Source organism: Achromobacter aegrifaciens, assembly GCF_902859965.1.
Classification (GTDB): Bacteria; Pseudomonadota; Gammaproteobacteria; order Burkholderiales; family Burkholderiaceae_B; genus Achromobacter; species Achromobacter aegrifaciens.
Genome location: NZ_CADIKO010000001.1, coordinates 1048928 through 1071769, shown reverse-complemented (window position 1 = coordinate 1071769; position 22842 = coordinate 1048928). Strand labels below are relative to the sequence as shown.

The window sequence follows — 22842 nt, the reverse complement described above, 5'->3', positions numbered from 1 at the left end:
CCTGGCAGAACGCGGGCGGACGATGGCAGGCGCTGGATCGGAAACGTTTGATTGCCTCTGCGCGTGGCGGATTTCAAATTCAGGCAACGATTGTTTATTGCCGATTCTTCATGATTTGAACAACCGATCCTGTGCAGACGTTCCAGCGCCATACGCGGCTGTCTACCCGCAGGTACTGGATCTGACCAGGTATGCGCCCGTCTGGGCGACGGCAATGTGGATTAATTTTGTTGCAGTGAAACACGCGGAATATTTCGATTATCCAGCATCCTGGTCCCGCCTCAATTGGCAAACTCTTACAAGGTTGAAGCACACAAAAAAACACGAAGTTCTGATAGGGTCCATTTATGTGGAAATCTCGGAAAATTCGTTAAAATCAATTGCTTGGGATTATGAGCGGGAGCCTTGTCTCCCGCTTTGTGTTCAGATCCGCAGGTCGCCACCCGCGTCTGCGGTCCACGAAAAAAATGGGTTGACCGGCCGTATTTTTTTCTGGAATCAGCGTTTGCTGGCTAATCCAGTCAGCATTTTGATGCATTGCAGCATCGCAACAACGAAGCCCAGCTCCCTGCAGATTCTGATTCTGATGGCCTATCCCATTCCTGGCGGATTGTCCTGATGCCGGCCGGGGGCTTGGGTTGCGTCTCAGGCTTAGGATATCCACGCATGAATCTCCGGTTTCTGGAAACGTTTGTCCGAGCCGCCAGGCTCAAGAAAATGACCTTGGCCGCGGAAGAACTGCACGCGTCCCAGGCGGCCATCTCTGCCCGCATCGCAGCCTTCGAGGAAGAACTGGGGGTGAGGGTCTTTGTGCGGGAGAAGGGCAAGCAACTGAGCTTGACGCCAGTCGGCGCTGAAATGCTTGGACCCGCGGAAGAACTGCTGGCTCATGCGAGAGCCTTCACCAGCCGGTTCGCGACCACGGACGTACGGCTTACCCAGATCAGCATCGGCCTGAGCGGAACCGTCGCGGAAGCCATACTCGAGCCTATGGCCGCCGCCTTGAGCAGACAATGGCCGAACGTCACCGTGCACCTGCAATCGTTGACCAGTACGGATATACGGCAGCAATTGCTTGGGGGGGCGCTCGACATCGGACTGTTGCTGGGCAGCATCGAAGAGCCGACGGTGGTCAACCGGCAATTGCTGGGGCTGGATTACGTCTGGGTCTGCAGCCCGAGCCTGATGCGCGGCGAGGTCGAGCCGTCGATGAATCAGTTGAAGCGGCTGCCTCTGCTGTCCTATCCGGTGGATTCGCTGCTGTACTCCTCGATTGCCAGCTATTTCTCATCTCCGCAGATGCAAGGCTTCAAGTTGATCGTCGTGAGGTCGCTGACGGTCATGCTGCGGCTGGCCGTTGCGGGTGCGGGCTACGCGGTACTGCCGCTCGAACTCATCCGCGGCGAACTCGATTCGGGAAAGCTGGTGCGGCTGCCATTTCCCAGGCCCTTTCCGAAGCAGACCTACTTCGCCGCCTATGTCGACCAGCCTGCGATTCCGTTGCGCGCAGCCATGGCCGACTGCATTTGCGAGGTAGCGCGGCTGGTCTCGGATGGCGTGGCGGACGAGACAACTTTTGCCGCCTGAGCGCAGCCGCGCTTCGGTCTGCGCTGTCTGCCCCTCAGTCCGGTTCGTTGGGGGACGCCGCGATGATCTGCCGCCACGCGATGGCATCGCGCTGTATCGTCTGCGCAAACGCTTCGGGGCCGTTTCCTACCGGTTCCGCAATCTGCCTGGCGAATGTTTCCCGCAATGCGAGTTGGGCCAAGGCCAGCTGCGCGCTGCGGGCGACCTTGGCGCTGATCTCGGGCGGGGTGTTGCGCGGCGCGCAAATGCCGACCCAGCCTTCGAAGCCCAAATCGTCCAGGCCCTGTTCGGCCAAGGTCGGTACGGACGGCATCTGCGGCAGGCGCTGATCCGTGCTGACGGCCAATCCCTTGACACGGCCAGACTCGATAAAGGGCAACGCTGAAATGATGCTGTCCATCATCACGTTCACGCGCCCCGTGGCGAGATCCGCATAAGCCGGCGTGGATCCGCGGTAGGGCACATGCAGCATGTCCAGGCCATGGCGCGCGCTGACTGTCTGGCCCGCAAGGTGGGGCATGGTGTTCTTGCCGCCCGAGGCGTAGCCGTATTTGCCGGGCGCCTGTTTGGCCGCCGCGATGAATTCCTGGAGATTGTTGGCAGATACGGCCGGATCGGCCACCCAGATAGTCGGCGTATCGGCGATGTGGACGACGGGAGCCAGATCCTCGACGCGGTACGGCAAGCCGGGATAAAGCGCTGTCGCCATGACCAGGCTGCTGGTGGAGCAGAGCAGCAGGGTATATCCATCGGGGCGTGCCCGGGCGACGGCCGCCGAGCCTATGGTGCCTCCTGCGCCCGGCCGGTTTTCGATGACCAGCGGTTGGCCCAGTGCCTGGCCCACCGGGCCGGCGATCTGCCGGGCCACTGCATCATTGCCGCCGCCGGGGGGGAAAGGCACCACCAGCGTCACGGGTCTGCTTGGCCAGTCGGGGGATTCGGCCGCGTGCGCAGCGGGCGTCAGTGCGCAAGCAAGGAACAGAAGCCCGGCAATGGCGGAACCGTGCAAGGGGAGTCGGCGGATCATGCTGCTTCTTGGTGGCAAGAGTGGGTGGGCGAATTGCGCGCAACCCCGCATGCTGCCGGACATCCTTGCGTTAATGAAGCTAGAAAATACTTATTCAAATCAAAGAAAATTCATAACCTGACTCGTTGACGAGCAGGCGTCGTCGCCGGGCCGAATTGGGCCCGGCACGGCGGATACGCGTTCAATCGTCCAACGCCGGTACGGTCCCGATCTGGGCGAGGATGCGCGGCGATTCCATGTCGCCGGTTTCCTTGTCCACCAGCACTTCGTAGGCGGCAACGCCGGCGAACTTGGAGGCCATGGAGTTGGCGATGCGGATGGCGCCGAACTCGCTGCTGGCGGCGCGGATTTCACCAGGCGCGACGCCATCGGCGGCGGCGCGGTAGGGAACGACGATGTACTGAACGAGATGGGCAGCTTCTGACACAGGGTTCTCCTGGACGACAGTTTTTGGGCGAGCGAAATGTATCACGTTGTACTGTGTTTTTGTACAGTATTGTTTGACACCGCGCCAACAATTTTCAATCAGCCTGGGAAAACCCCTAGCGCGCATTCATTGCCCGATTTTCCGCCGGCCTCTATTATTTTCGAAAATATTTAAATTTTTATAAAAAGAGGCAAGGGATGGAAGCGAACCGCTATGACGCGTACCGCGAGGACACCATAGGCCGCGCCAATGTGGCCGACTCGCCCGAGCTCATCGCCTACTACCAGGAGCTGGCCCGCCTGGAGACCGGCGCCCTGTGGACGGTGGCGAACAAGATCGAACCGTGGGCGCCGCGGTCGGCCTCGGTGCCGGTGGTGTGGCGCTACCAGGACCTGCGCGGCCACGTGCTGCGTTCTTCCGAGCTGGTTTCGCCCGAAGAGGCTGGCCGGCGCGTGATCTACCTGAACAACCCGGGCCGGCGCGACGTGGCCGCCGCCGTGGGCTGGCTGTATTCGGGCCTGCAGGTCATGAAGCCGGGCGAACTGGCTTCCGCCCACAAGCATTCGCATTCGGCGCTGCGCTTCATCATGGAAGGGCGGGGCGCCTTCACCGTGGTCGACGGCCACAAGATGACACTGGGCGCGAACGATTTCGTGCTGACGCCCAATGGCACCTGGCACGAGCACGGCGTGGCCGAAGACGGCACTACCTGCATCTGGCAGGACGGCCTGGACATTCCGCTGGTCAACGCCATGGAGGCCGGTTTCTATGCCGTGCATCCGGACCTGAACCAGACTGTGACCTATCCGGTGGACGACACCACCGCCGCCTGGGCCAACCCGGCGCTAAGGCCTCAGGTGTCCGGTTGGACCAAGCCGTATTCGCCGCTCTTCAAGTACGAATGGGAGCCCACCTACGAGGCGCTGCGCCGCTATGCGCGCACTACCGCCGGCAGCCCCTACGACGGCATCCTGCTCGAATACGTCAACCCGGCCACGGGCGGCCCGGTCATGCCCACCATCGGCGCCAGCATGCAGCTGCTGCGGCCCGGCGAGCACACCAAGGCCCACCGCCATACCGGCAGCTTCATCTACCAGGTGGCCAAGGGCAGCGGCTATTCCATCATCGACGGCAAGCGCTACGACTGGACCGAACGCGACATCTTCTGCGTGCCCTCGTGGGCCATCCATGAACACGTCAATCTTTCATCGAACGACGACGCCTGCCTGTTCAGCTTCAACGACCTGCCCGTGATGCGCGCGCTGGCGCTTTACCGCGAAGAAGCGGTCAAGGAAAACGACGGCCATCAAGTGCTGATCTAGCGCTGCCCGATCCCTCTTGAATTTTTCATCCGCCGCGCGGGCCGGGCCCGCGCGCCTGACTCAACTCGTCCTGAATTTATGGAGTTCTTATGCGCTTGGTAACTTTTCGCGCCCATCCCACCGCCGCTGCCCGCCTGGGCGCGCTGGCCGAAGGCTATGTGATTGACCTGGCCCTGCTGGGCCGCGCAGGCGGCGTGGACCTGCCCGACGACATGCTGGCTTTCATCGACCTGGGCCCCGTGGCGGTGGCGCAGGCCAGCAAGCTGATGGAGGCTTATCGCGGCAACTGGCCCGTGGGCAGCGCGCTGCCGCAGGAAAACGTCAACCTGCTGGCGCCGATTCCGCGTCCGCGCAAGAACATCTTCGGCATCGGGCTGAATTACGTGGAGCACGTGGCGGAATCCAGCCGTACGCTGGATACCTCGGCCGACCTGCCCAAGCAGCCGGTGATCTTCTCCAAGCCGCCCACCACCGTCATCGGCCCGGGCGACGCCATCGAGCACAACGCCAAGATCACGCAACAGCTGGACTGGGAAGTGGAGCTGGCCGTGATCATGGGCCGCCGCGCCTCGCGCGTGGCCGAAGCCGATGCGCTGTCCTATGTGTTCGGCTACAGCGTGATGCTGGACATGAGCGCGCGCGATTGCCGCCGCGCCGGCCAGTGGATCTATTCCAAGGGCCAGGACACCTATGCGCCCTTCGGCCCGTGCATCGTGACCGCCGACGAGATCCCGGATCCGCAGGTGCTGGATCTGTGGCTGACGGTCAATGGCGAGAAGAAGCAGGGCTCGAACACGCGCCACATGCTGTTCAAGGTGCCGTTCCTGATCTCGGACATCAGCGCGGGCATCACGCTGGAGCCGGGCGACATCATCGCCACCGGCACGCCTGAAGGCGTGGGCGCGGGCCGCAAGCCGCAGGAATGGCTGTGGCCTGGCGACGTGGTGGTGGCCTGCGTCGAAGGCATCGGCACGCTGCGCCATCCGGTGGTGGCGGTCTAGAAAACGCCTGGCCGCGCCGCGGCGGGCAACGCAGTCTCCAAGGGGAAAAACATGATCAAGAAACAGATACTGGGCGGCGCGTTGTCCGTCGCGCTGGGCGCCGCGGCGTCCATGGGAGCGGCCCATGCCGCGGAACCGGTCAAGATCGGCTTCATCGCCACCTTGTCCACGCCGGCGGGCTATATCGGCGAGGACGAGCGCGATGCGTTCAACCTGGCCATCAAGCAGGGCGGCGGCAAGCTGGGCGGCGTGCCGGTGCAGCTGGTGATCGAGGACGACGGCCTGAAGCCCGCCAACGCCAAACAGGCGGCCGACCGCCTGCTGCAGTCGGGCGTCAAGCTCTATACCGGCGTGAACTTCTCCAACGTGCTGGCAGCGGTCGTGCCCAGCGTGGTGAAGTCCGGCGCCTTCTATGTCAGCCTGAATCCCGGCCCGTCGAACTTCGCGGGCGAAAAGTGCGATCCCAATTACTTCGTGGCGTCCTACCAGAACGACGCCTTCCATACGGCCGGCGGCGTGGCGGCCAACGAACTGGGATACAAGAAGGTCGTGCTGCTGGCGCCCAACTACCAGGCGGGCCGCGACGCCATCGAAGGCTTCAAGCGCACCTACAAGGGCGAAGTGGTCGCCGAAATCTACACCAAGCTCGACCAGTCGGACTTCTCGGTCGAGCTGGCGCGCCTGCGTTCGCTGGCGCCCGACGCCATCTATCAGTTCCATCCGGGCGGCACGGGCATCAACTTCGTCAAGCAGTACGCGGCGGCCGGGCTGAACAAGAGCATCCCGATGCTGATGCCCAGCTTCTCGATGGATGCGCGCATGATCCAGGCCACGGGTGACGCGTCGGCCGGCGCCTACATCACCGGCATCTGGTCGCAGGACTTCGACAACGCGCAATCCAAGGCCTTCGTGCAAGCGTTCAAGGACGCCTATGGCCGTGTGCCGACGGACTACGCCATGCAGGCCTACGACACCGCGCAGCTGATTGGCGCGGGCCTGAAGGCTACTGGCGGCGACCTGTCCAAGGCGGCTGAGTTCCGCGCCGCGCTGCGCAAGCCCGAGTTCACGTCGCTGCGCGGCAAGTTCAGCATGAACACCAACCAGCATCCGATCCAGGATCTGTACCTGATGCGCATCGAGAAAGGCAGCGACGGCAGCCTGTCGCCGAAGCTGGTCCGCAAGCTGGTGTCCGATGACAAGGACGCCTACGCGCAACTCTGCAAGATGCCGTCATGACGCTCCTGTTTGAACAGCTGCTCAACGGGCTGCAGTTCGGCGCCATGCTGTTCATGCTGGCGGCCGGACTAACGCTGATCTTCGGCATCATGGGCGTGGTCAACCTGACGCATGGCTCGTTCTACATGGTGGGCGCCTACTGCGCGGCCTACGCCATCGGCACCACCGGCTCGTTCCTCGCGGGCGTGCTGGCGGCGCTGCTGGGGGCGGGCCTGTACGGCATTTCGGTCGAAGTGGTGGTGATACGCAAACTGTACAAGCGGGATCACCTGTACCAGGTCCTGGCCACCTTCGGCCTGCTGCTGTTCTCGAACGAAGCGGTCAGCCTGATCTTCGGCCGGCGTCCGCCGCTGGTGGGCATCCCAAGCTTCCTGGAAGGCGCGGTGACGTTGGCGCCGGGATTCCAGTATCCGCTGATCCGCCTGTCGTTCATCGCCATTGGCGCGCTGGTGGCGGTGGGCCTGTGGTGGCTGGTCAACCGCACGCGCATCGGCATGCTGATCCGCGCGGGCGCCGACGACCGCGAGATGGTCGACGCGTTGGGCATAGACATCCGCAAGCTCTACACGCTGGTGTTTGGCCTGGGCGCCTTGCTGTGCGGGCTGGCCGGCGTGATGGCCGCGCCCTTGCTGGCGGTGGAAATCGGCATGGGCGAACGCATCCTGATCACCACCTTCGTGGTCATCGTGATCGGCGGGGTCGGTTCGGTGCGCGGCGCCCTGGCAGGCGCCTTGCTGGTGGGCATGGTGGACAGCCTGGGGCGCGCGTTCCTGCCGCAGCTGCTGTCGACGATGTTCTCGCCCGCCACCGCGGACCCGCTGGCCGCAGGCATGGCTTCGGCAAGCATTTATGTACTGATGGCGATCGTGCTGATCGCCAAGCCGGGCGGGCTGTTCCCGGCGCGAGGATGAAGATGGCATACACACTTACGAACCGCGCCCGCTGGGGGCTGGGCGGCCTGGCGGTGCTGATCCTGCTGCCGGCCGCGGCGCTGGCCTCGGGTTCGCCGTTCCTGATCGGCGTGGTGACGCGCTTTCTGATCTACGGCCTGGCCGCGGTCAGCCTGGACCTGGTGATCGGTTATGGCGCCATGGTCAGTTTCGGCCATGCCATGTTCTTCGGGCTGGGCGGCTATGCGGTCGGCATCATCGCCTTCCATACTTCGGAAGCCGGTCCGATCTTCGGCTGGGCTGGCAGCAACGCGGCGCTTGTGGTGTGGCCGATAGCGCTCATCGTGTGCGCGTTGGCCGGCTGGCTGTTCGGCTATCTGGCGCTGCGCACGCGCGGCGTGCAGTTCATCATGATCACGCTGGCGTTCGGCCAGATGGTGTACTTCGTGCTGGTGTCGCTGCAGTTCTACGGCGGGGACGATGGCCTGATGATTCCGCAGCGCAATGAGCTGCCGGGCATCAATCTGGAAAGCCCCATGGTTTTCTACTACCTGTGCCTGGCGCTGCTGACCCTTTGGACGCTGCTGTGCATCCGCGTGACCAATTCGCGCTTCGGCATGGTGCTGCAGGCGCTGCGCCAGAGCGAGCGGCGCGCCACCAACCTGGGCGTGGCGCCCACGCCCTACCGGCTCAGCGCCTTCGTGCTGTCGGCGGTGGGCACGGGGCTGGCCGGCGTGCTGTGGGCCAACTATGCCGGGCTGGTGACGCCCGACATGGCGGCCTGGACCAAGTCCGGCGAACTCATGGCCATCGTCATCCTGGGCGGCGTGGGCACCTTGCTCGGGCCGATCGCGGGCGCGGCGGTATTCCTGGGGCTGGAGCAGATGCTGTCGTCCCTGACCGAGCACTGGCTGCTGTACATGGGGCCCATCCTGGTGCTGGTGGTGCTGTGGGGCCAGAAGGGCCTGTTCGGAAAGCTGCTGGAGACGCGCCATGCCGACTGACGCAAGCGCCAGCCTGTTGCGCCTGACGCAGCTGCGCAAGGCTTTCGACGCGGTGGTGGCCACCAACGGCGTGGACCTGGACGTGCGCGCCGGCGAGATCCACGCCATCATCGGCCCCAACGGCGCGGGCAAGTCCACCCTGATCGCGCAGATCTGCGGCGAGATCCGGCCGGACTCCGGGACCATCCATTTGGATGGGCAGGACGTGACCGCGCTGCGCGCCTTCGAGCGTGCGCGCCTGGGGCTGGGCCGCTCGTTCCAGATCACCGAGCTGTGCCAGGAGTACACCGCACTGGAGAACGTGATCCTGTCGCGCATGCTCAAGGGCGGCCGCGCCTTCCAGGCCTGGTCCAATCCGCGTCATGACGCGGCCTTGAAGACCGAGGCCATGCAGTGGCTGACGCACGTGGGGCTGGAGGACCGCCGCCACGTGCGTTCGTCGGACCTGGCGCACGGCGAGAAACGGCAGCTGGAGCTGGCGGTGGCGCTGGCGCGTTCGCCGCGGCTGTTGCTGCTGGACGAGCCCATGGCCGGCATGGGGCCGGAGGAATCGGCGCGCATGACCCGGCTCTTGCAAGGCATGAAGGGCGACTACGGCATCCTGCTGGTGGAACACGACATGGACGCGGTCTTCGCGCTGGCCGACCGCATCAGCGTGCTGGTCTACGGCCGCGTGGTGTTCAGTGGTTCGCCAGAGGAGGTGCGCCGCCATCCGGAGGTGCGCGCGGCGTATCTGGGAGAAGAACATGTTGAAGGTTGAAGGGCTGACTGGCGGCTACGGGTCCAGCAAGGTCCTGTTCGGCATGTCGTTCGAGGCCAGTGAAGGCGAGGTGATCTCGCTGATCGGGCGCAACGGCATGGGCAAGACCACCACGATCAAGACCCTGATGGGCATGCTGCCAGCCACCGGCGGCGCGGTGCAGTTTCGCGGCCGCACGCTGGGCCGCTCCGCGCCCAGCAGCGTGGCGCGGCTGGGCGTGGGGCTGGTGCCGGAGGGCCGGCGCGTGTTCGGTTCGCTGACGGTGCAGGAAAACCTGGTGGCGACCTCGCGCACCGCGCCGGGCGGATGGGATCTGGAGCGGGTCTACACGCTGTTCCCGCGTTTGAAAGAGCGCCGCGGCCAGTCGTCGCGCACGCTGTCGGGCGGCGAACAGCAGATGCTGGTGGTGGGGCGCGCCCTCATGACCAACCCCAAGCTCCTGATCCTGGACGAAGCCACCGAGGGGCTGGCGCCGCTCATCCGCCAGGAGATCTGGCGTTGCCTGCGGGCGCTGAAGGCCGAAGGCCAGACCATCCTGGTGATCGACAAGAACCTGCCCGAAATGGCGACGCTGGTGGACCGCCACTACATCGTGGACAAGGGCCGGGTGGCCTGGTCGGGGCAGCCCGCCGAGCTGTCCGCCCAGCCCGAGCTGGCGCAGCGCTACCTGGGCATATGAACAGGCCGCGCGGGTAGAATGAGCCGCCTGTGCGCGGATACGCGCCCCGGCCGCTGACATCTGGAGACCATCTTGAAGCCTAGAATAAAAGCTTCCCGCCAGGACGATCCCGGATCGGACGGGAGCGCCGGCATAGAGGAAATCACGCTGTCCGAGCAGGTTTACCGCCTGCTTCGGCGCGACATCATGCGCGGCGCCTTCGCGCCGGGCCAGTCCTTGCGGCTGGAATTGCTGAAGCAGCGCTACGGCAGCAGCTTCTCTCCCATCCGCGAAGCCCTCAACCGCCTGCGCAGCGAGCGCATGGTCATCAGCACCACGTCGCGCGGCTTCAGCATCGCGCCCTTGTCGGTCGAAGAAATGTGGGACGCCTGTGAAACCCGCATCCTGATCGACTGCGACGCGCTGCGCCGCTCGCTGGCCAACGCCGACGACGCCTGGGAAACGCGCCTGGTCGGCGCGTACCATGCGCTGACGCTGGCCGCGCAGCGGGCCGACCAGGCCGCCGAGCCGTCGGAAGAATTGGACGAGCTGCTGGAGGCGCGCCACCTGGAGTTCCATCACGCGCTGATCGGCGCGTGCCGTTCCAACTGGCTGTTGGACCTGTCCACCCAGCTCTACGCGCAGACCGAGCGCTACCGCCGTCCGGCGCGCGCCGGCGCGACCGCCTACGGGCCTGAACGCAACGTCGACGACGAGCACCGCCAGCTGTTGGACGCCGCCATCTCGCGCGACGTGGAAGGCTCGGTCGCCATGCTCGCCGCGCACTACCGCAAGACCGCGCAGTTCATCGAACGCATCATCTCCCAGCCCCAATCGCAGCCAACATCGCAGGCCAGGCATGCATAACAGCGACATCGATCTCTTCTTTCCCACCATCGCCGAGCGCGAGGTGCAATACAACGCGCGCGAATCGGTGCCGGATTTCGACGCCTGCGTGCGCCGCTATGCCGAGTCCTCGGCGCGGGTGCGCACGCGCCGCCCGGGCGTGCTGGACCTGCGCTACGGCATGGGCCAGGATGAAAGGCTGGACCTGTTCCTGCCCGCCGCCTCGCAGGCGCGGGCGCCGCTGTTCGTGTTCATCCATGGCGGCTATTGGCGCGCGCAGCGCAAGGAAGACGCGCCCGTGATGGCAGAGGCCTTCAACGCCGCGGGCGCCGCCGTGGCTACCCTGGAATACACGCTGGTGCCCGAGGCGACCCTGGGCGAAGTGGTGCGCGAAGTGCGCTCCGCCGTGGCCTGGCTGTACCGCAACGTGGCGGCCTATGGCGTGGACCCTGAACGGATCTACGTCAGCGGCAGTTCGGCGGGCGGCCATCTGGCCGGCATGCTGGTCGCGCCCGAATGGCAGGCACGCTACGGCGTGCCGGACGACGTGATCAAGGGCACGCTGGCATTGAGCGGGCTGTTCGATCTGCGGCCGCTGTGCGATATCCTGCCCAACACCTGGCTGCAGCTGACGCCAGAGCAGGCCGCGCACCAAAGCCCGATCTTCCATCTGCCGGAACGTGCTGGCCCGATGCTGCTGGCCGTGGGCGGGTTGGAGACGCAGGGTTTCAAGAACCAGACGGCGGCGTACGAAGCGGCGTGGAATGCTGCGGGGCTGGCCTCCACCCGTATTCCGACGCCGCACTGCAATCATTTTGACCTGGTCAATGAACTGGAAAATCCGGACAGCGATCTGACCCGCGCCACCCTGGCGATGATGGGGCTGGGCGCCAAGTGAACGGCCGGCCGATGGCGTAAGCTTGACGTCCATGGCCGACCTGAAACTCCTTGAAGACCTGATTGCCCTGGCGCAGACCGGCAGCTTCGTGCGCGCGGCCGAGCTGCGCCACGTCACTCATCCGGCGTTCGGCCGACGCATCCGCGCGCTGGAGGCCTGGGCCGGCGCGCCGTTGATCGAACGCCAGCGCCTGCCGGTGGTCCTGACCGCCGAAGGCGAGGCCTTGCTCAAGACCGCGACGCAGGTGGTGGAGCAGATGGGGCAGGTGCGCCATCGCATCCGCAGTTTCGGCGCAGGCGGGGAGGCGGTGCTGCGCATCGCCACCGGCCGCAGCCTGGCCCGCACGTTGGTGGCCGACTGGATCGCGCGCCTGCGCCACCGCACGCCCAAGGTGTTGACTGAGGGCACGCAGGTCGAATTGTCCACCGGCATGATGCAGGACATGGCGGCGCGGCTGGAGCAGGGCCGGGTGGACCTGCTGTGCTGCTACGAGCATCCGGCCCTGTCGGTGCAGCTGAGCCCGGGGCGCTACCGTTACATGACCCTGGGCACAGACAAGCTCGTGCCCGTCAGCCAGGCGGATTCCCGCGGCCGGCCCCGTTACGTGCTGCAGGAAGGCGGTCCGTCCGTGCCCTTGATCACCTATGCGGGCGGCCTCGCGATGGAACGCATTGTGGGCGACCGCCTGGAGGCCACGCCGTACGCCCTGGCGCCATTCTTGCGCAGCGATTCGCTGGACGCGGCGCATGGCGCGGTCGCCAAGGGGCTGGGCGTGGCTTGGCTGCCGTGGTCCATGGTGGCGGCGGACTGCCGCCGCGGCGCGCTGGCAGCCCTGGGCGGCCGTAGCGAGGAAATCTCGTTCGAGGTGCGGCTGTACCGTTCGCGGGCGCGCCTGGCGGACCTGGCCGAAGCGGCCTGGGAAGCGACCGCCAGTCGCAAGGCGTGAAATCCGTCAGCCGCGCGTCCGGCGTGTGCCGAATCCGCACGGCCATGTGTCGATTCAGCACGAAATATCCCTGGTGTACGCCCGAGAATAGCTCCCGAAACATTAAATGAGACGGCGCCGCCGTCCGCCTCAGCACCCCAGGGAGAAAACATGAAATCCGTCCTGCATCCATTGCGCGGCGCGCTCGCCGCTATCTGTGCCGTCTCGGCGCTGGCCGCGGCGCCTTCCGCCCACGCCGAGTATCCCGAACGCGCCATTTCTCTGGTGGTCGGCTACCCGGCGGGCGGCAGCGTGGACCTGACCGCCCGCCTGTTTGGCGAAGAACTGGCCAAGCGCCTGGGCCAGAGCGTGGTGGTCGAGAACGTGGGCGGCGCCGGCGGCACCATCGGGGCGCAGCGCGTGGCGCGCGCCGCGCCTGACGGCTACACGCTGCTGCTGGGCTCGACCAATGAGATGGTCATCGCCAGCATGATCAACAACGCGGTCAAGTACGACAGCGTGAAGGACTTTTCGCCGCTGGGCGTGATCGCCTCGCAGCCCATGCTGCTGGCCGCCAGCAAGAATTCCGGCGTGAAGACCGCCGCCGAATACCTGCAGAAGCTGCGCGCCTCCGCGCCCGGCAGCTTCAACTACGGTTCTTCCGGCGTGGGCACGACCCTGCACCTGGCCGGCGAGATGATCAACCAGTCGACCGGCACGCGCGCCGAGCACGTGCCGTACCGCGGCGTGGCGCCGCTGGTGACGGACTTGATGAGCGGTCAACTGGACTACGGCATGCTGGTGCTGTCCTCGGGCCTGCCGCAAGTGCGCGCCGACAAGATCGTGGCGCTGGGCGTGACCGAGAAGAAGCGTTCGCCGGTGGCGCCGGACCTGCCGGCCCTGGCGGAAACCCCGGGGTTCGAGTCCGTGGACATCAGCGTCTGGTTCGCGCTCTATGGCCCGGCCGGCTTGCCGGAGCCGGTGGCCGCCAAGCTGCGCAGCGCGCTGGCCGACACGCTGAAGTCGGAGCAGTTCCGCGCCAAGATGCAGGAAGCCGGCGGCGTGCTGTCGCAACCGGGCCTGGACCCGGCGGCCTATCAGGCCGAGGAAACCAGGAAATACGGCGCGCTGGTCAAGGCCGCCAAGATCGAAGCCCAGTGATCCGAAACCGGATCATCGCAACACCCTAGTACCGCAGCGGACGACATCCATGGAATTCAAGCTTCCCGTACCCGACCTGAGCGCCGAGCGCGCCGGCAATACCGGCACCCCTGGCGTGTGGCATTTCGATTCAGGCCTTCCGGGGCGCGCGTTGATGGTGTCCGCGCTGGTGCACGGCAACGAGTTGTGCGGCGCCTGGGCCTTGAAGGACCTGCTGGCGGCGGGCGTGCGGCCGCGCCGCGGCAGCCTGACGCTGGCATTCTGCAATCTGGATGCGTTCGACCGCTTCGACCACGCCAACCACGACGCCTCGCGCTTCGTCGCCGAAGACATGAACCGCGTCTGGAGTGCCGAACGCCTGGACAATCCCACGACGCCGGACCGCCGGCGCGGCGCCGAGCTGCGTCCCTGGGTGGAGCGCGCGGACTGGCTGCTGGACCTGCATTCCATGCATGAGCCGGGTGCGCCCTTGCTGCTGACCGGCGTCCTGCCGCGCAACATTGCGCTGGCGCGCCGCCTGAAGGCGCCGCAGCACGTGATCGTGGACGCGGGGCATAAGGACGGCGTGCGCATGCGCGACTTCGGCCAGTTCGGCGATCCCGCCCGAGAAGACGCCTGCGCCTTGCTGATCGAATGCGGTTTCCATGGCGAGCTGGCTGCGCGCGACGTGGCGCGCGACATGGTGGCGCGCATGCTGCTGGAGTCGGGCGTGGCGGATGCGGCGGACGTGCCGGCGGGCTGGCTGTTGCCGGATGCCGAAAACCAGCGCGTGCTGGAAGTGACGGACGCGGTGGTCGCGCCATCCATGGACTTGCGCTTCTCGCAGCTTTGGACCGGGTTGGAAACGTTCGAGCACGCCGGATCGACGATAGGCTGGGCCGACGGCCAACCCATCGTGACGCCGTACGATCAGTGCACGCTGGTCATGCCGTCCTTGCGCCAGCTGAAGCCGGGCGTGACGGTGGTGCGGCTGGCGCGGGACTACGCCGGTTAAGCGCTGCGGCGCGTCTTATTTCTGCGGCGTGAACCGCAATTCATCCAGCTGATAGCCTTGGGCCTTGGCCGCATCCAGGGCCTTGTCCAGTTCTTCCTTGGGCAACTGCGGCGAGCGCGACAGGATCCACAGGTATTTCCGGTCCGGGGTGCCGACCACCGACCAGCGGTATTCGGGGTCCAGGCCGATCACCCAGTAATCGCCCTTGAACGGCTTGAAGAACGAAACTTCGAGCTTGGCGTTGTTGCTGCCTTCCACCACGGTGGCGGTGCCCGAGGCCGAATCGATGTCGCCATCCTTGGTGCGGCAGCGGTTGTTCACGCCGACCGTGCCGTCGGCATGTGCGGTGTATTCGGCGGTGGTGTCTCCCACGCAGTCGCGCTGGAAGAACATGGGGAAATTCGCGATTTCGTACCACATGCCTGCGTAACGCTTCAGGTCCACCGATTCCACGGTTTGCATGGGCGGCGGCGCGGCATGGACTATCCCCGCCACGCTGGTGGCCAAGGCCAACAGGAATGTTGCGGTGCGGCGCATGGGGGAAACCTCCTGATGTGACAGAGCGGTCCGCGCCGGCCGGAGGGCCGGCGGCGCGGATCAAAACCCTAACGATACGCCTTATTTGCGCGGGGCCTTCAGCGCGGCGTGGTAGCGGGCCACATAGGTATCGAAATCCTCGGTGTCCGATTGCTCCAGGCGCAGCTGTTCCGCCGTGGACTGCGCGGCGGCCTGTTCATAGGCTGCCGCCAGGTCGGCGGGCAAGGCCTGGGCGCGCAGCGCGTCGGCATGCTTGCGGCTGAGGTCCAGCGAATAGTCATGGAACGACAGGCCGCTGTCGGTCAGCGAAGCCAGCAGGCGCGCCGACGGCGTGGAGTCGGGCTGATCGAGCTTGGCGCGCTGGGCCGCCAGGGCCTCGGCATAGGCGCTGCCGCCCATGGCCGAGTCGAACAGCGCGGCGTAGGGCGCGATCTGGTCCAGCAGTTCGTGGCCCCATTGCGCCAGCCCGATGGGCTGGCCTTCGCGATCCAGCATGAGGCCGGGCTTGCGACCTTCCTTGACCACGGTCGAGAAGTTGTCGGCGCTGCGCTGACAGTAGCCGTTGGCGGGGAAGAAGGGGCTGTCGGACGCGGTGCAGAACAGCAGGAAGGCATCGACGAAGCGGCTGGTGCTGGCGTCGATGCCGACCGGCGAGTTCGGGTCGATATCCAGGCAGCGCACTTCAACGTACTGCACGCCGCGTTCCGCCAGCGCCGTGATCGGGCGTTCGCAGCGGCCGGTGGCGCGCTTGGGGCGGATGCTCGAGTAGTACTCGTTTTCGATCTGCAGCACGTTGGTGTTGAGCTGGATCCATTCGCCGTCGCGGTGCGTGCCGATCTTCTGGTAGTCGGGCCAGGGCTGGCTGACGGCGTCGTACAAGCGGCCCAGGAACGTGTCCAGGTCGTTGTAGCAGAGCTTGAGCTGCGACTGCGCCTTGTTCTGGTAACCCAGGTCGCTCATGCGCAGGCTGGTGGCGTAGGGCAGGTACAGCGTGCTGTCATCCAGCTTTTTCAGCGGATGTTCGCGCCCGCGCAGGAAGTCGCTGGACAAGGCCGGGGCGGCGCCGAACAGGTACATCAGCAGCCAGGAATAGCGCGTGAAATTGCGGATCAGGCCGATGTAGCCGCGCGAACGGCGGTCCTGGGGGCTACCCGGCTGCGTGTCCAGCACGGACCACAGGTCTTCGGCCAGCGAGAAGTTGTAGTGCACGCCGGCGATGCATTGCATGGTCTTGCCGTAGCGCACGGCCAGGCCGCGGCGGTACACGTGCTTGAGCATGCCGGTGTTGGACTTGCCGTACCAGGCGATGGGGATGTCGGCTTCGGGCGGCAGCGTGGCGGGCATGGACTGATTCCAGATCAGTTCATGGTCCAGCACGCTGTAGACGTGGCGATGGGTGTTGGTCAGTTCGGCCAGCAGCGCGTCGACGTCCTTGTGCGTGCCTGTGATGAGTTCAAGCAGGGATTCGGAGTAGTCGGTGGTGACGTGTTCGTTGGTCAGCGCCGATCCCAGGCCGGCGGGGTGCGGCTTGCGGGACAGGACACCCTGTTCGTCCACGCGCAGGCCTTCCTTTTCGATGCCCCGCAGGGTCTGGGTCAGCAGCGATCGGTTGGCCTCCAGGCGGGAGAGGCGGTTGGCGGCAGTATCAGTCACGGGTTCTTCTCGTTTGGGTCTGTCGCCGGATTTTACGGGGTGCCGGCCTCCTGTGCCGAGGGAGTCAATACTGGGGACAGGGACAATGCCTGAGCGGTGCGCGCCAGCCACTCGTCCAGGTCTGCGTAGACCGGATCGGCGATGGGGGCGGTTTCATTGAAAATCTCGTGCCAGGCGGTGTCGTACCAGCGCAGCGTCAGCAGTTCGGCGGGTGCGCGCTGGGCGAACTGGCGGCTGCCTTCGGCAGCGACGATGGAATCGTCGCCCGCCACCATCAGCAGGGTGCGGCAGGCCAGCAGCGGGGCTTCACGCAGGGACTCGCGGCCGCCTTCGTCCACGAAGCGCGCCAGGCGTCCTGTCATTTGGCGCCGCACCAGCGGATCGCTGCGGTAGGCCTTGACCACGGCCGGGTCGTGGGAAATGCGGGCGGGCGCCAGGCCGTGGGGCACGCGCAGGTCGGGCGCATGCAGCGACATCCAGGTCAGGGTGCGCCGCACCCACGGCGGCACGTGCACCACGAACGGCGGCGAACTGAGCACCAGGCCGTCGATCTCGGCCAGGCGGCGCAGGGCGATCCGCACCGCGACCAGCGCGCCCAGGCTGTGGCCCAGCAGGATGGGCGGCCGTCCATGGGCCGCGGTCCAGGCCCGCAGGCGGTCGACCGCATCGACGACCAGATCGTCCTCATGGTTCAGGGTGGCGGGCCGCCCGCCGGAGCGGCCATGGCCGCGGTGGTCATGGGCGCCCACCGTCCAGCCGCGCGCGGTCAGCCAGCGCGCCAGGCGGTCATAGCGCCCGGCATGCTCGCTAAGTCCGTGCAGCAGGTAGATACTGGGGGTGCCCAGGCCGGCGATCGGCGGGGGCACGTTGGGCGCGGCTGGCCACACATAGTTGGCCAGTGGCGTGCCGTCGGGCGCGGGGGTCATCGAAATCGGCGACAATTTCTGGCTTCCTCGAAATGAATAGACAGTCCAGGTCCTCGGGTAATGACGATTTCATCGCTGTTTCGTTTCATGTTCAAGAAAGCCGGCGCAATTGTCGCGCTGGCCCTGCTGATCACGGCCTGCTCGCCCAGTTACAACTGGCGCGAAGTCGACGTGGCCGACGGCCACGCGCGCGCCGCGTTTCCGGACCGGGTTACGACCGACACCCGCGACCTGAAGCTGGATACCCATACCTTGCGTTTTACCCTGGCCAGCGCCACCGTGGGCGAGGCGGTCTTCGCCGTGGGATCGGCGCCGCTGCCACCCGACATCGCGAAGGATCCGGCCGCCAAGCGGGCGCTGGGCATGGCGCTGATGCATTCGCTCTACGCCAACATGCAATCGCCGCCGCCCAATGAATGGCCTGCCTACGGGCAGGACATCGAGGTCCAGGGCAAGGCCATGGGCAAGCCGGGCTGGCTGCGCGCCAGGGTCTGGGTGACCGACACCATGTTGATCGAGGCCGTGGCAGCCGGCACCGTGGAAAGCCTGCCGGCCGAGCGGGCGCATGAGTTCCTGCGTTCCGTTGTCATCAAGCCGTGACGGGCGCGATCAGGCCCAGTCTCAATGCCGCGACCACTGCGGCGCGGCGGCCGCGCACGCCGAGCTTTTCGCAGGCGTTGCACAGATGGAAATTCACCGTGCTTTCGCTGACGCCCAGGATGCGGGCGGTTTCCCAGCTGGTCTTGCCCATGGCGGCCCAGTGCAGGCAGCTGGCCTGGCGTTCCGACAGGGGTTTGATGGGCCGGGCCGGACCAGACGCGGCGTTCAAGGTGGGATTCGCGGCCGGGTTTGTGGCCACGTGTGTGGCCAGATGCGGGGGCGTGGCGGAATGTGCGGTGGCTGACATGGCGGTTGGGGGCAGAAGCCCGGCGATTGACGAGTTGCTCCATGCTGCCGCCCGGGCGCGTTGCCCGGCAAGCGATGATGCCTTCATGCATCAAACCTCTTATCTCTAACGGAATAAGCGCATGTCTGCCGTCGTGCAGTTCTATTTTTCATCGATCGTGCTGATGCTGCCTTTGCTCTTTTGCGCGGGGATAGGGGTGTATTGGGGCAAGCGGGACCTGCCGTTCGGCGGTTCCTTCATCACCATGCTGGTGACGTCGGTGACCACGCCGGCCCTGGTGTTCCACACTTTCGTCACCACCCACCTGGACGACCGCGCGCTGGCCGACGTGGCGGTGGCGACCCTGCTGGCGCTGCTGCTGTGCGCCCTGGTGTGCGCGTTGTTGCTGAAGGCATGGAAGCTGCCCGTGCGTACGCTGCTGCCCACGGCCTTCCTGCCCAACGCCGGAAACCTCGGGCTGCCGATTTCGCAGATGGCCTTTGGCGACGCGGGCCTGTCGGTGGCGGTCGCGTTCTTCGCGGTCAGTTCCTTTGTCATGCACACCATCGCGGTGCGCCTGTTGCCGGGCGTCAACACCAAGGGCAGCTGGAAGAGTCCGATTTTGCTGGCTTCGCTGGTCGCCGTGGCCCTGCGTCTCATGCACGTGCCGGTGCCCGCATGGCTGATCGAGACCTCGCGCATGCTGGGCGCGGTAACCGTGCCGCTGATGCTGCTGAGCCTGGGTCACGCGCTGGCCTTGATTCCGTCCAACGGCTTGCGCGACGGCGCCAAGGTCGCCGCCATCCGCCTGGCCGTGGGCCTGGGCGCGGGGCTGGCGGTGGTGTGGGCGCTGGATCTGGAACCGGTGCTGGCCGGGGCGCTGAGCCTGCAGATGGCCATGCCCTGCGCCGTGGTGAGCTACATGTACGTCAAGCGCTACACGACGCAGGGCGATACCGCGGCTGGCGCGGTGCTGGTGTCGACCGTGGCGTTCCTATTGCTGGCGCCGGTGATACTTTGGTTCAGCCGCGGGGTTTGACCTACCCCGCGCCCGACATCGCGCGCAATTGCGCCATCAACGCATCGGGAATCTCCACGCCATGCTTGAGCGCTTCGTCGCGCAGCTTGCGGCGGCGATCACCCGGCAGGCGCACGCCTTCATCTTCCAGCATGGCGTCGACCAGGACCTCGACGCGATCCAGATAGGCGTTGTTGCCCGCCAGGGCGCCGGGGTCGATCGCCATGAAGGCCTGGCCCAGCCGCGCCGGGCCGCCTTCGTCGACAAAGAAGGACTCGGTCTCGAAACCGAAGTGCGAGCCGGTCAGCGCGCAAGCCAGCAGTTCGATGATCAGCGCCAGCATCGCGCCCTTGACGCCGCCCGCGGGCAGCATGCTGCCCGCCAGGCCGGCCTTGGGATCGGTGGTCGGCTGGCCGTCGGCGTCCAGCGCCCAGCCCAGGGGGATGGGCTGGTTGTCGCGGGCCGCGATCATGAGCTTGCCGCGCGCGACCTGCGACAGCGACAGATCGATCACCAGGCGCGCGCCGCCGCGCCGCGGAAAGACCGCGGCGATGGGGTTGGTGCCGAATAACGGACGCTTGCCGCCCCAGGCGGGCATGGCGGCGGGCGAGTTGCTCAGCGCCAGTCCCACCAGCCCGAGGTCGGCCAGGGCTTCCAGGTGGTAGCCGGCTTCGCCGAAGTGGTGGCTGTTGGCCACGCCGATGAAGGCTACGCCATGCTCGCGGGCGCGCAGGCCGGCCTGTTCGATCGCCATGGCGCAGGCGGGAAAGGCCAGGCCGGACCCGGCATCGATCAGCGCGGCGCCGCCGCGCTCATGCACGATGCGCGGCACCGCCGTACCGATGGCGCGGCCGGCGCGCAGGTGTCCGGCATAGAAAGGCACGCGCGACAGGCCGTGGGAGCTGAGTCCCTGGCTTTCGGCGAAGACCAGCGCGCGCGCCGTGCTGTCGGCCATGGCCGGGTTGGCGCCGGCGGCGGCCAGGCCGGCCGCGGCCAGGAGTTGCAGTTCGTCCAGATAGATGTGAGCCATATCCTTCTCTTCAAGGGCGCGCGCCGGGCCGTGTGGCTTCATCGGTCGCCGCCGGTAAGCGCCATTGTCACCCCGGCGGCCACCATGTCGGAAACCCGGGTGTTGGCTTCCTGCGTCAGCCCGGCGATATGCGGCGTCAGGATCAGGTTGGGCGCGCCCGCCAGCGGGCTGCCGGCGGGCAGGGGTTCCTGTTCGAACACGTCCAGCGCCGCGCCGCGCAGATGGCCCGTGCGCAGGGCATCCGCCAGCGCGGCCTCGTCCACGATGCCGCCGCGCGAGGTGTTGATCAACACGGCGCCGGGCCGCATGCGCGCGATGCGGCCGGCGTCCATCAGCCGCCGCGTGCCGGGCGTGAGCGGCAGGTGCAGGGTGATGGCATCGGCCTGGGCCAGCAGCTCGTCCAGCGGCAGGGCGGTGACGCCGGTCTCCCGCCACGCGGGATGGTCTGGCGGCAGCGCGGCGTCGCAGCCGGCCACGCGCATGCCCAGTCCTTGCGCCAGGCTTGCGGTCAGCCGGCCTATGCCGCCGAAGCCCACGATGCCCAGCATGCGGTTGTGCGCCTCCAACCCCTGCGAGAGCGCGTTGCGCGGCCATGCGCCCGCCGCGACCTCGGCCGTCGACCCGTAGGCGCCGCGCAGCAGCATCAGCATGGCGCCCACGACGTACTCGGCGACAGCGCGCGCGTTGGCGCCGGTGGCCGGTATCACCGCGATGTTGCGCGCGGCGCAACCGTCCAGGTCGATGTTGTCCAGCCCTACGCCCAGGCGGCCCACGGCCCGCAGCCGCGGGGCCGCCTGCAGCAGGGCGGCGTCGACCTTGCTGCGGTTGCGCACGATGAGGGCGTCGGCGTCGGCCGCCGCGGCCAGCAAGGCATCGCGCTGCTCCACCAGTTCGGGCTCGTACCGCACCTTGAACCGCTGGCGCAGCGCGTCGACCGCGGGCGCGTCCATGAACTCGGAAATGAGGATATGCATCGGTTGGGACTCCACGGTGCTCAGGCGATCTGGATGTTGGCGTCGCGGATGATCTTGGCCCAGCGGTCGACCTCGGACTTCAGGTAGGCGCCGAACTCCGCGGGGCCGCGCGGCTGCGGCACGAAGCCCAGCTGCAGCAGCGCCTGCTTCATGGCGGGCTGCGAGACCTGGCGCACGATGGCGTCGCCGATGCGCTGCACCAGCTCCGGCGGCGTGCCCGCGGGTGCCAGCACGCCGGTGAAGTTCTCGACGATCAGGTCCGGCAGGCCGGCTTCCTTCACGGTGGGCACGTCGGGCAGGTCCGCGCTGCGTTCGCGGGTGGTGATGGCCAGCGCCCGCAACGAGCCGTTCTTCACGTGCGAGAGCGATTCCGGATAGTTGGAGAACACCACGTCCAGGTGGCCGCCTATGAGGTCGGTGAGGGACGGCGCGCCGCCCTTGTAGGGAATGTGCATCATCGGTACGCCGGTGAGCTTCTGGTACAGCGCCAGGGTGAGGTGCGGCGGCGTGCCGTTGCCGCTGGAGCCGGCCGACAGCGATTTCGAGCGGGCGGCCTTGGCCAGATCGGCCATGCTCTTGATGTCGCTCTTGGCGTTGACCACCACCATGATGGGCGAGGAAGCCAGGCCGGCCAGCGGCGTGAGGTCGCGCGTCAGGTCGTAGCCCGCCTTGCCGGCAAAGAGCGTCGCGTTGGCGGCGTGCGACAGCGTGATCGCCAGCCAGGTGTAGCCGTCCGGAGCGGCATGGGAAACGTGGGCGGCGCCGATGTTGGCGCTGCCGCCGGGCTTGTTTTCCACCACCACGTTCCAGCGCTCGGCGTCGCTTAGCGCTTTGCCGACCTGGCGCGCGGCCACGTCGGTCAGGCCGCCGGGCGGAAAGGGCACCACGTAATTGATCGGACGTTCGGGCCAGGCTTTCTGCGCCAGCACGCGCTGCCAGGGCGTCAGGGCACAGAGGCCGGCGGCGCCCAGGGCGGCAAGCAGGCGCCGGCGTTGCGCGGCGGCGGGATGGTGATCGTGTTCGCTGTTCATCTGTCTTCCTCCTTGGGGGACGCCCGGGTAGGAATGCAACCGCCTGTGCTG

24 protein-coding genes are annotated in these 22842 nt (G+C 66.6%); 15 read left to right on the top strand and 9 right to left on the bottom strand.

What is annotated here, in order from left to right; genetic code table 11:
* Positions 1 to 666: 666 nt before the first annotated feature.
* Positions 667 to 1587 carry a LysR family transcriptional regulator gene (locus tag HV793_RS04980; RefSeq protein WP_166738350.1) on the top strand — a complete coding sequence of 307 codons (921 nt, stop codon included), beginning with the start codon at positions 667 to 669 and terminating at the stop codon, positions 1585 to 1587.
* A gap of 34 nt (positions 1588 to 1621) precedes the next feature.
* On the opposite strand, the gene HV793_RS04975 is transcribed toward HV793_RS04980, so the two are convergent.
* Both HV793_RS04975 and HV793_RS04970 read right to left on the bottom strand, forming a co-directional pair.
* The gene (locus tag HV793_RS04975) at positions 1622 to 2614 is read right to left on the bottom strand and encodes a Bug family tripartite tricarboxylate transporter substrate binding protein (RefSeq protein ID WP_244958587.1); all 993 of its coding nucleotides are present in this window, start codon (positions 2612 to 2614) and stop codon (positions 1622 to 1624) included.
* Between the two features lie 181 nt (positions 2615 to 2795).
* Positions 2796 to 3041, bottom strand: coding sequence for a hypothetical protein (locus tag HV793_RS04970; protein ID WP_054455066.1), 246 nt, complete (start codon positions 3039 to 3041; stop codon positions 2796 to 2798).
* A gap of 197 nt (positions 3042 to 3238) precedes the next feature.
* Between HV793_RS04970 and HV793_RS04965 the strand changes: the two genes are divergently transcribed.
* From HV793_RS04965 to HV793_RS04910, 12 genes are all read left to right on the top strand, one after another.
* A complete protein-coding gene (locus tag HV793_RS04965; RefSeq protein ID WP_054455064.1) occupies positions 3239 to 4363 on the top strand; it encodes a cupin domain-containing protein in 1125 nt (374 codons plus the stop codon).
* A gap of 89 nt (positions 4364 to 4452) precedes the next feature.
* The gene (locus HV793_RS04960) at positions 4453 to 5364 is read left to right on the top strand and encodes a fumarylacetoacetate hydrolase family protein (RefSeq protein WP_175212769.1); all 912 of its coding nucleotides are present in this window, start codon (positions 4453 to 4455) and stop codon (positions 5362 to 5364) included.
* A 51-nt stretch (positions 5365 to 5415) separates the two neighbouring features.
* The gene (locus HV793_RS04955; RefSeq protein WP_054455062.1) at positions 5416 to 6600 is read left to right on the top strand and encodes an ABC transporter substrate-binding protein; all 1185 of its coding nucleotides are present in this window, start codon (positions 5416 to 5418) and stop codon (positions 6598 to 6600) included.
* Positions 6597 to 7511, top strand: a complete 915-nt coding sequence (locus tag HV793_RS04950) for a branched-chain amino acid ABC transporter permease (RefSeq protein WP_054455060.1) — start codon at positions 6597 to 6599, stop codon at positions 7509 to 7511. The genes HV793_RS04955 and HV793_RS04950 overlap by 4 nt, the downstream gene beginning before the upstream one ends.
* Positions 7508 to 8494 (top strand): branched-chain amino acid ABC transporter permease, encoded by a 987-nt coding sequence (locus tag HV793_RS04945; RefSeq protein WP_175212768.1) that lies wholly within the window; start codon positions 7508 to 7510, stop codon positions 8492 to 8494. Before HV793_RS04950 ends, HV793_RS04945 begins: the two co-directional genes overlap by 4 nt.
* Positions 8484 to 9254, top strand: a complete 771-nt coding sequence (locus HV793_RS04940; protein WP_119452166.1) for an ABC transporter ATP-binding protein — start codon at positions 8484 to 8486, stop codon at positions 9252 to 9254. Before HV793_RS04945 ends, HV793_RS04940 begins: the two co-directional genes overlap by 11 nt.
* Entirely contained in the window at positions 9241 to 9933 is a 693-nt protein-coding gene (locus HV793_RS04935; RefSeq protein WP_175212767.1) for an ABC transporter ATP-binding protein, read from the top strand. Before HV793_RS04940 ends, HV793_RS04935 begins: the two co-directional genes overlap by 14 nt.
* A 72-nt stretch (positions 9934 to 10005) precedes the next feature.
* The gene (locus HV793_RS04930) at positions 10006 to 10779 is read left to right on the top strand and encodes a GntR family transcriptional regulator (protein ID WP_119452167.1); all 774 of its coding nucleotides are present in this window, start codon (positions 10006 to 10008) and stop codon (positions 10777 to 10779) included.
* A complete protein-coding gene (locus HV793_RS04925; protein ID WP_054455052.1) occupies positions 10772 to 11656 on the top strand; it encodes an alpha/beta hydrolase in 885 nt (294 codons plus the stop codon). Before HV793_RS04930 ends, HV793_RS04925 begins: the two co-directional genes overlap by 8 nt.
* Positions 11657 to 11687: 31 nt before the next feature.
* Positions 11688 to 12602 carry a LysR family transcriptional regulator gene (locus HV793_RS04920; protein WP_013391216.1) on the top strand — a complete coding sequence of 305 codons (915 nt, stop codon included), beginning with the start codon at positions 11688 to 11690 and terminating at the stop codon, positions 12600 to 12602.
* A gap of 150 nt (positions 12603 to 12752) precedes the next feature.
* Complete coding sequence (locus HV793_RS04915) at positions 12753 to 13742, top strand: Bug family tripartite tricarboxylate transporter substrate binding protein (RefSeq protein WP_054455051.1); 990 nt, start codon at positions 12753 to 12755, stop codon at positions 13740 to 13742.
* A gap of 49 nt (positions 13743 to 13791) precedes the next feature.
* Positions 13792 to 14736, top strand: a complete 945-nt coding sequence (locus tag HV793_RS04910) for a M14 family metallopeptidase (RefSeq protein ID WP_175212766.1) — start codon at positions 13792 to 13794, stop codon at positions 14734 to 14736.
* Positions 14737 to 14751: 15 nt separating this feature from the next.
* Here HV793_RS04910 and HV793_RS04905 read toward each other — a convergent pair whose 3' ends face one another.
* The 3 genes from HV793_RS04905 to HV793_RS04895 all read right to left on the bottom strand — a co-directional run bounded on the left by HV793_RS04905 (position 14752) and on the right by HV793_RS04895 (position 17852).
* Complete coding sequence (locus HV793_RS04905) at positions 14752 to 15273, bottom strand: lipocalin family protein (RefSeq protein ID WP_054455046.1); 522 nt, start codon at positions 15271 to 15273, stop codon at positions 14752 to 14754.
* 81 nt (positions 15274 to 15354) lie between these two features.
* Positions 15355 to 16926 (bottom strand): glutamate--cysteine ligase, encoded by a 1572-nt coding sequence (gene gshA / locus HV793_RS04900; RefSeq protein ID WP_054455045.1) that lies wholly within the window; start codon positions 16924 to 16926, stop codon positions 15355 to 15357.
* 32 nt (positions 16927 to 16958) lie between these two features.
* Entirely contained in the window at positions 16959 to 17852 is an 894-nt protein-coding gene (locus HV793_RS04895) for an alpha/beta hydrolase (RefSeq protein WP_054455043.1), read from the bottom strand.
* A gap of 60 nt (positions 17853 to 17912) precedes the next feature.
* Here HV793_RS04895 and HV793_RS04890 point away from each other — a divergent pair, with 60 nt between their 5' ends.
* Positions 17913 to 18452, top strand: a complete 540-nt coding sequence (locus HV793_RS04890; protein WP_175212765.1) for a hypothetical protein — start codon at positions 17913 to 17915, stop codon at positions 18450 to 18452.
* On the opposite strand, the gene HV793_RS04885 is transcribed toward HV793_RS04890, so the two are convergent.
* Complete coding sequence (locus tag HV793_RS04885) at positions 18442 to 18681, bottom strand: helix-turn-helix domain-containing protein (RefSeq protein WP_082401106.1); 240 nt, start codon at positions 18679 to 18681, stop codon at positions 18442 to 18444. The genes HV793_RS04890 and HV793_RS04885 overlap by 11 nt on opposite strands.
* Before the next feature lie 199 nt (positions 18682 to 18880).
* Here HV793_RS04885 and HV793_RS04880 point away from each other — a divergent pair, with 199 nt between their 5' ends.
* On the top strand, positions 18881 to 19777 hold the full coding sequence (locus HV793_RS04880; protein ID WP_054455035.1) for an AEC family transporter: 897 nt from the start codon (positions 18881 to 18883) through the stop codon (positions 19775 to 19777).
* Position 19778: 1 nt separating this feature from the next.
* Here HV793_RS04880 and HV793_RS04875 read toward each other — a convergent pair whose 3' ends face one another.
* Genes HV793_RS04875 through HV793_RS04865 form a run of 3 tightly spaced genes read right to left on the bottom strand, consistent with a single transcriptional unit; the run spans position 19779 to position 22791 of the window.
* Complete coding sequence (locus HV793_RS04875) at positions 19779 to 20786, bottom strand: Ldh family oxidoreductase (protein ID WP_054455033.1); 1008 nt, start codon at positions 20784 to 20786, stop codon at positions 19779 to 19781.
* Positions 20787 to 20824: 38 nt separating this feature from the next.
* On the bottom strand, positions 20825 to 21760 hold the full coding sequence (locus HV793_RS04870) for a hydroxyacid dehydrogenase (protein ID WP_054455031.1): 936 nt from the start codon (positions 21758 to 21760) through the stop codon (positions 20825 to 20827).
* Between the two features lie 20 nt (positions 21761 to 21780).
* On the bottom strand, positions 21781 to 22791 hold the full coding sequence (locus HV793_RS04865; protein ID WP_175212764.1) for a Bug family tripartite tricarboxylate transporter substrate binding protein: 1011 nt from the start codon (positions 22789 to 22791) through the stop codon (positions 21781 to 21783).
* Between the last annotated feature and the right edge of the window lie 51 nt (positions 22792 to 22842).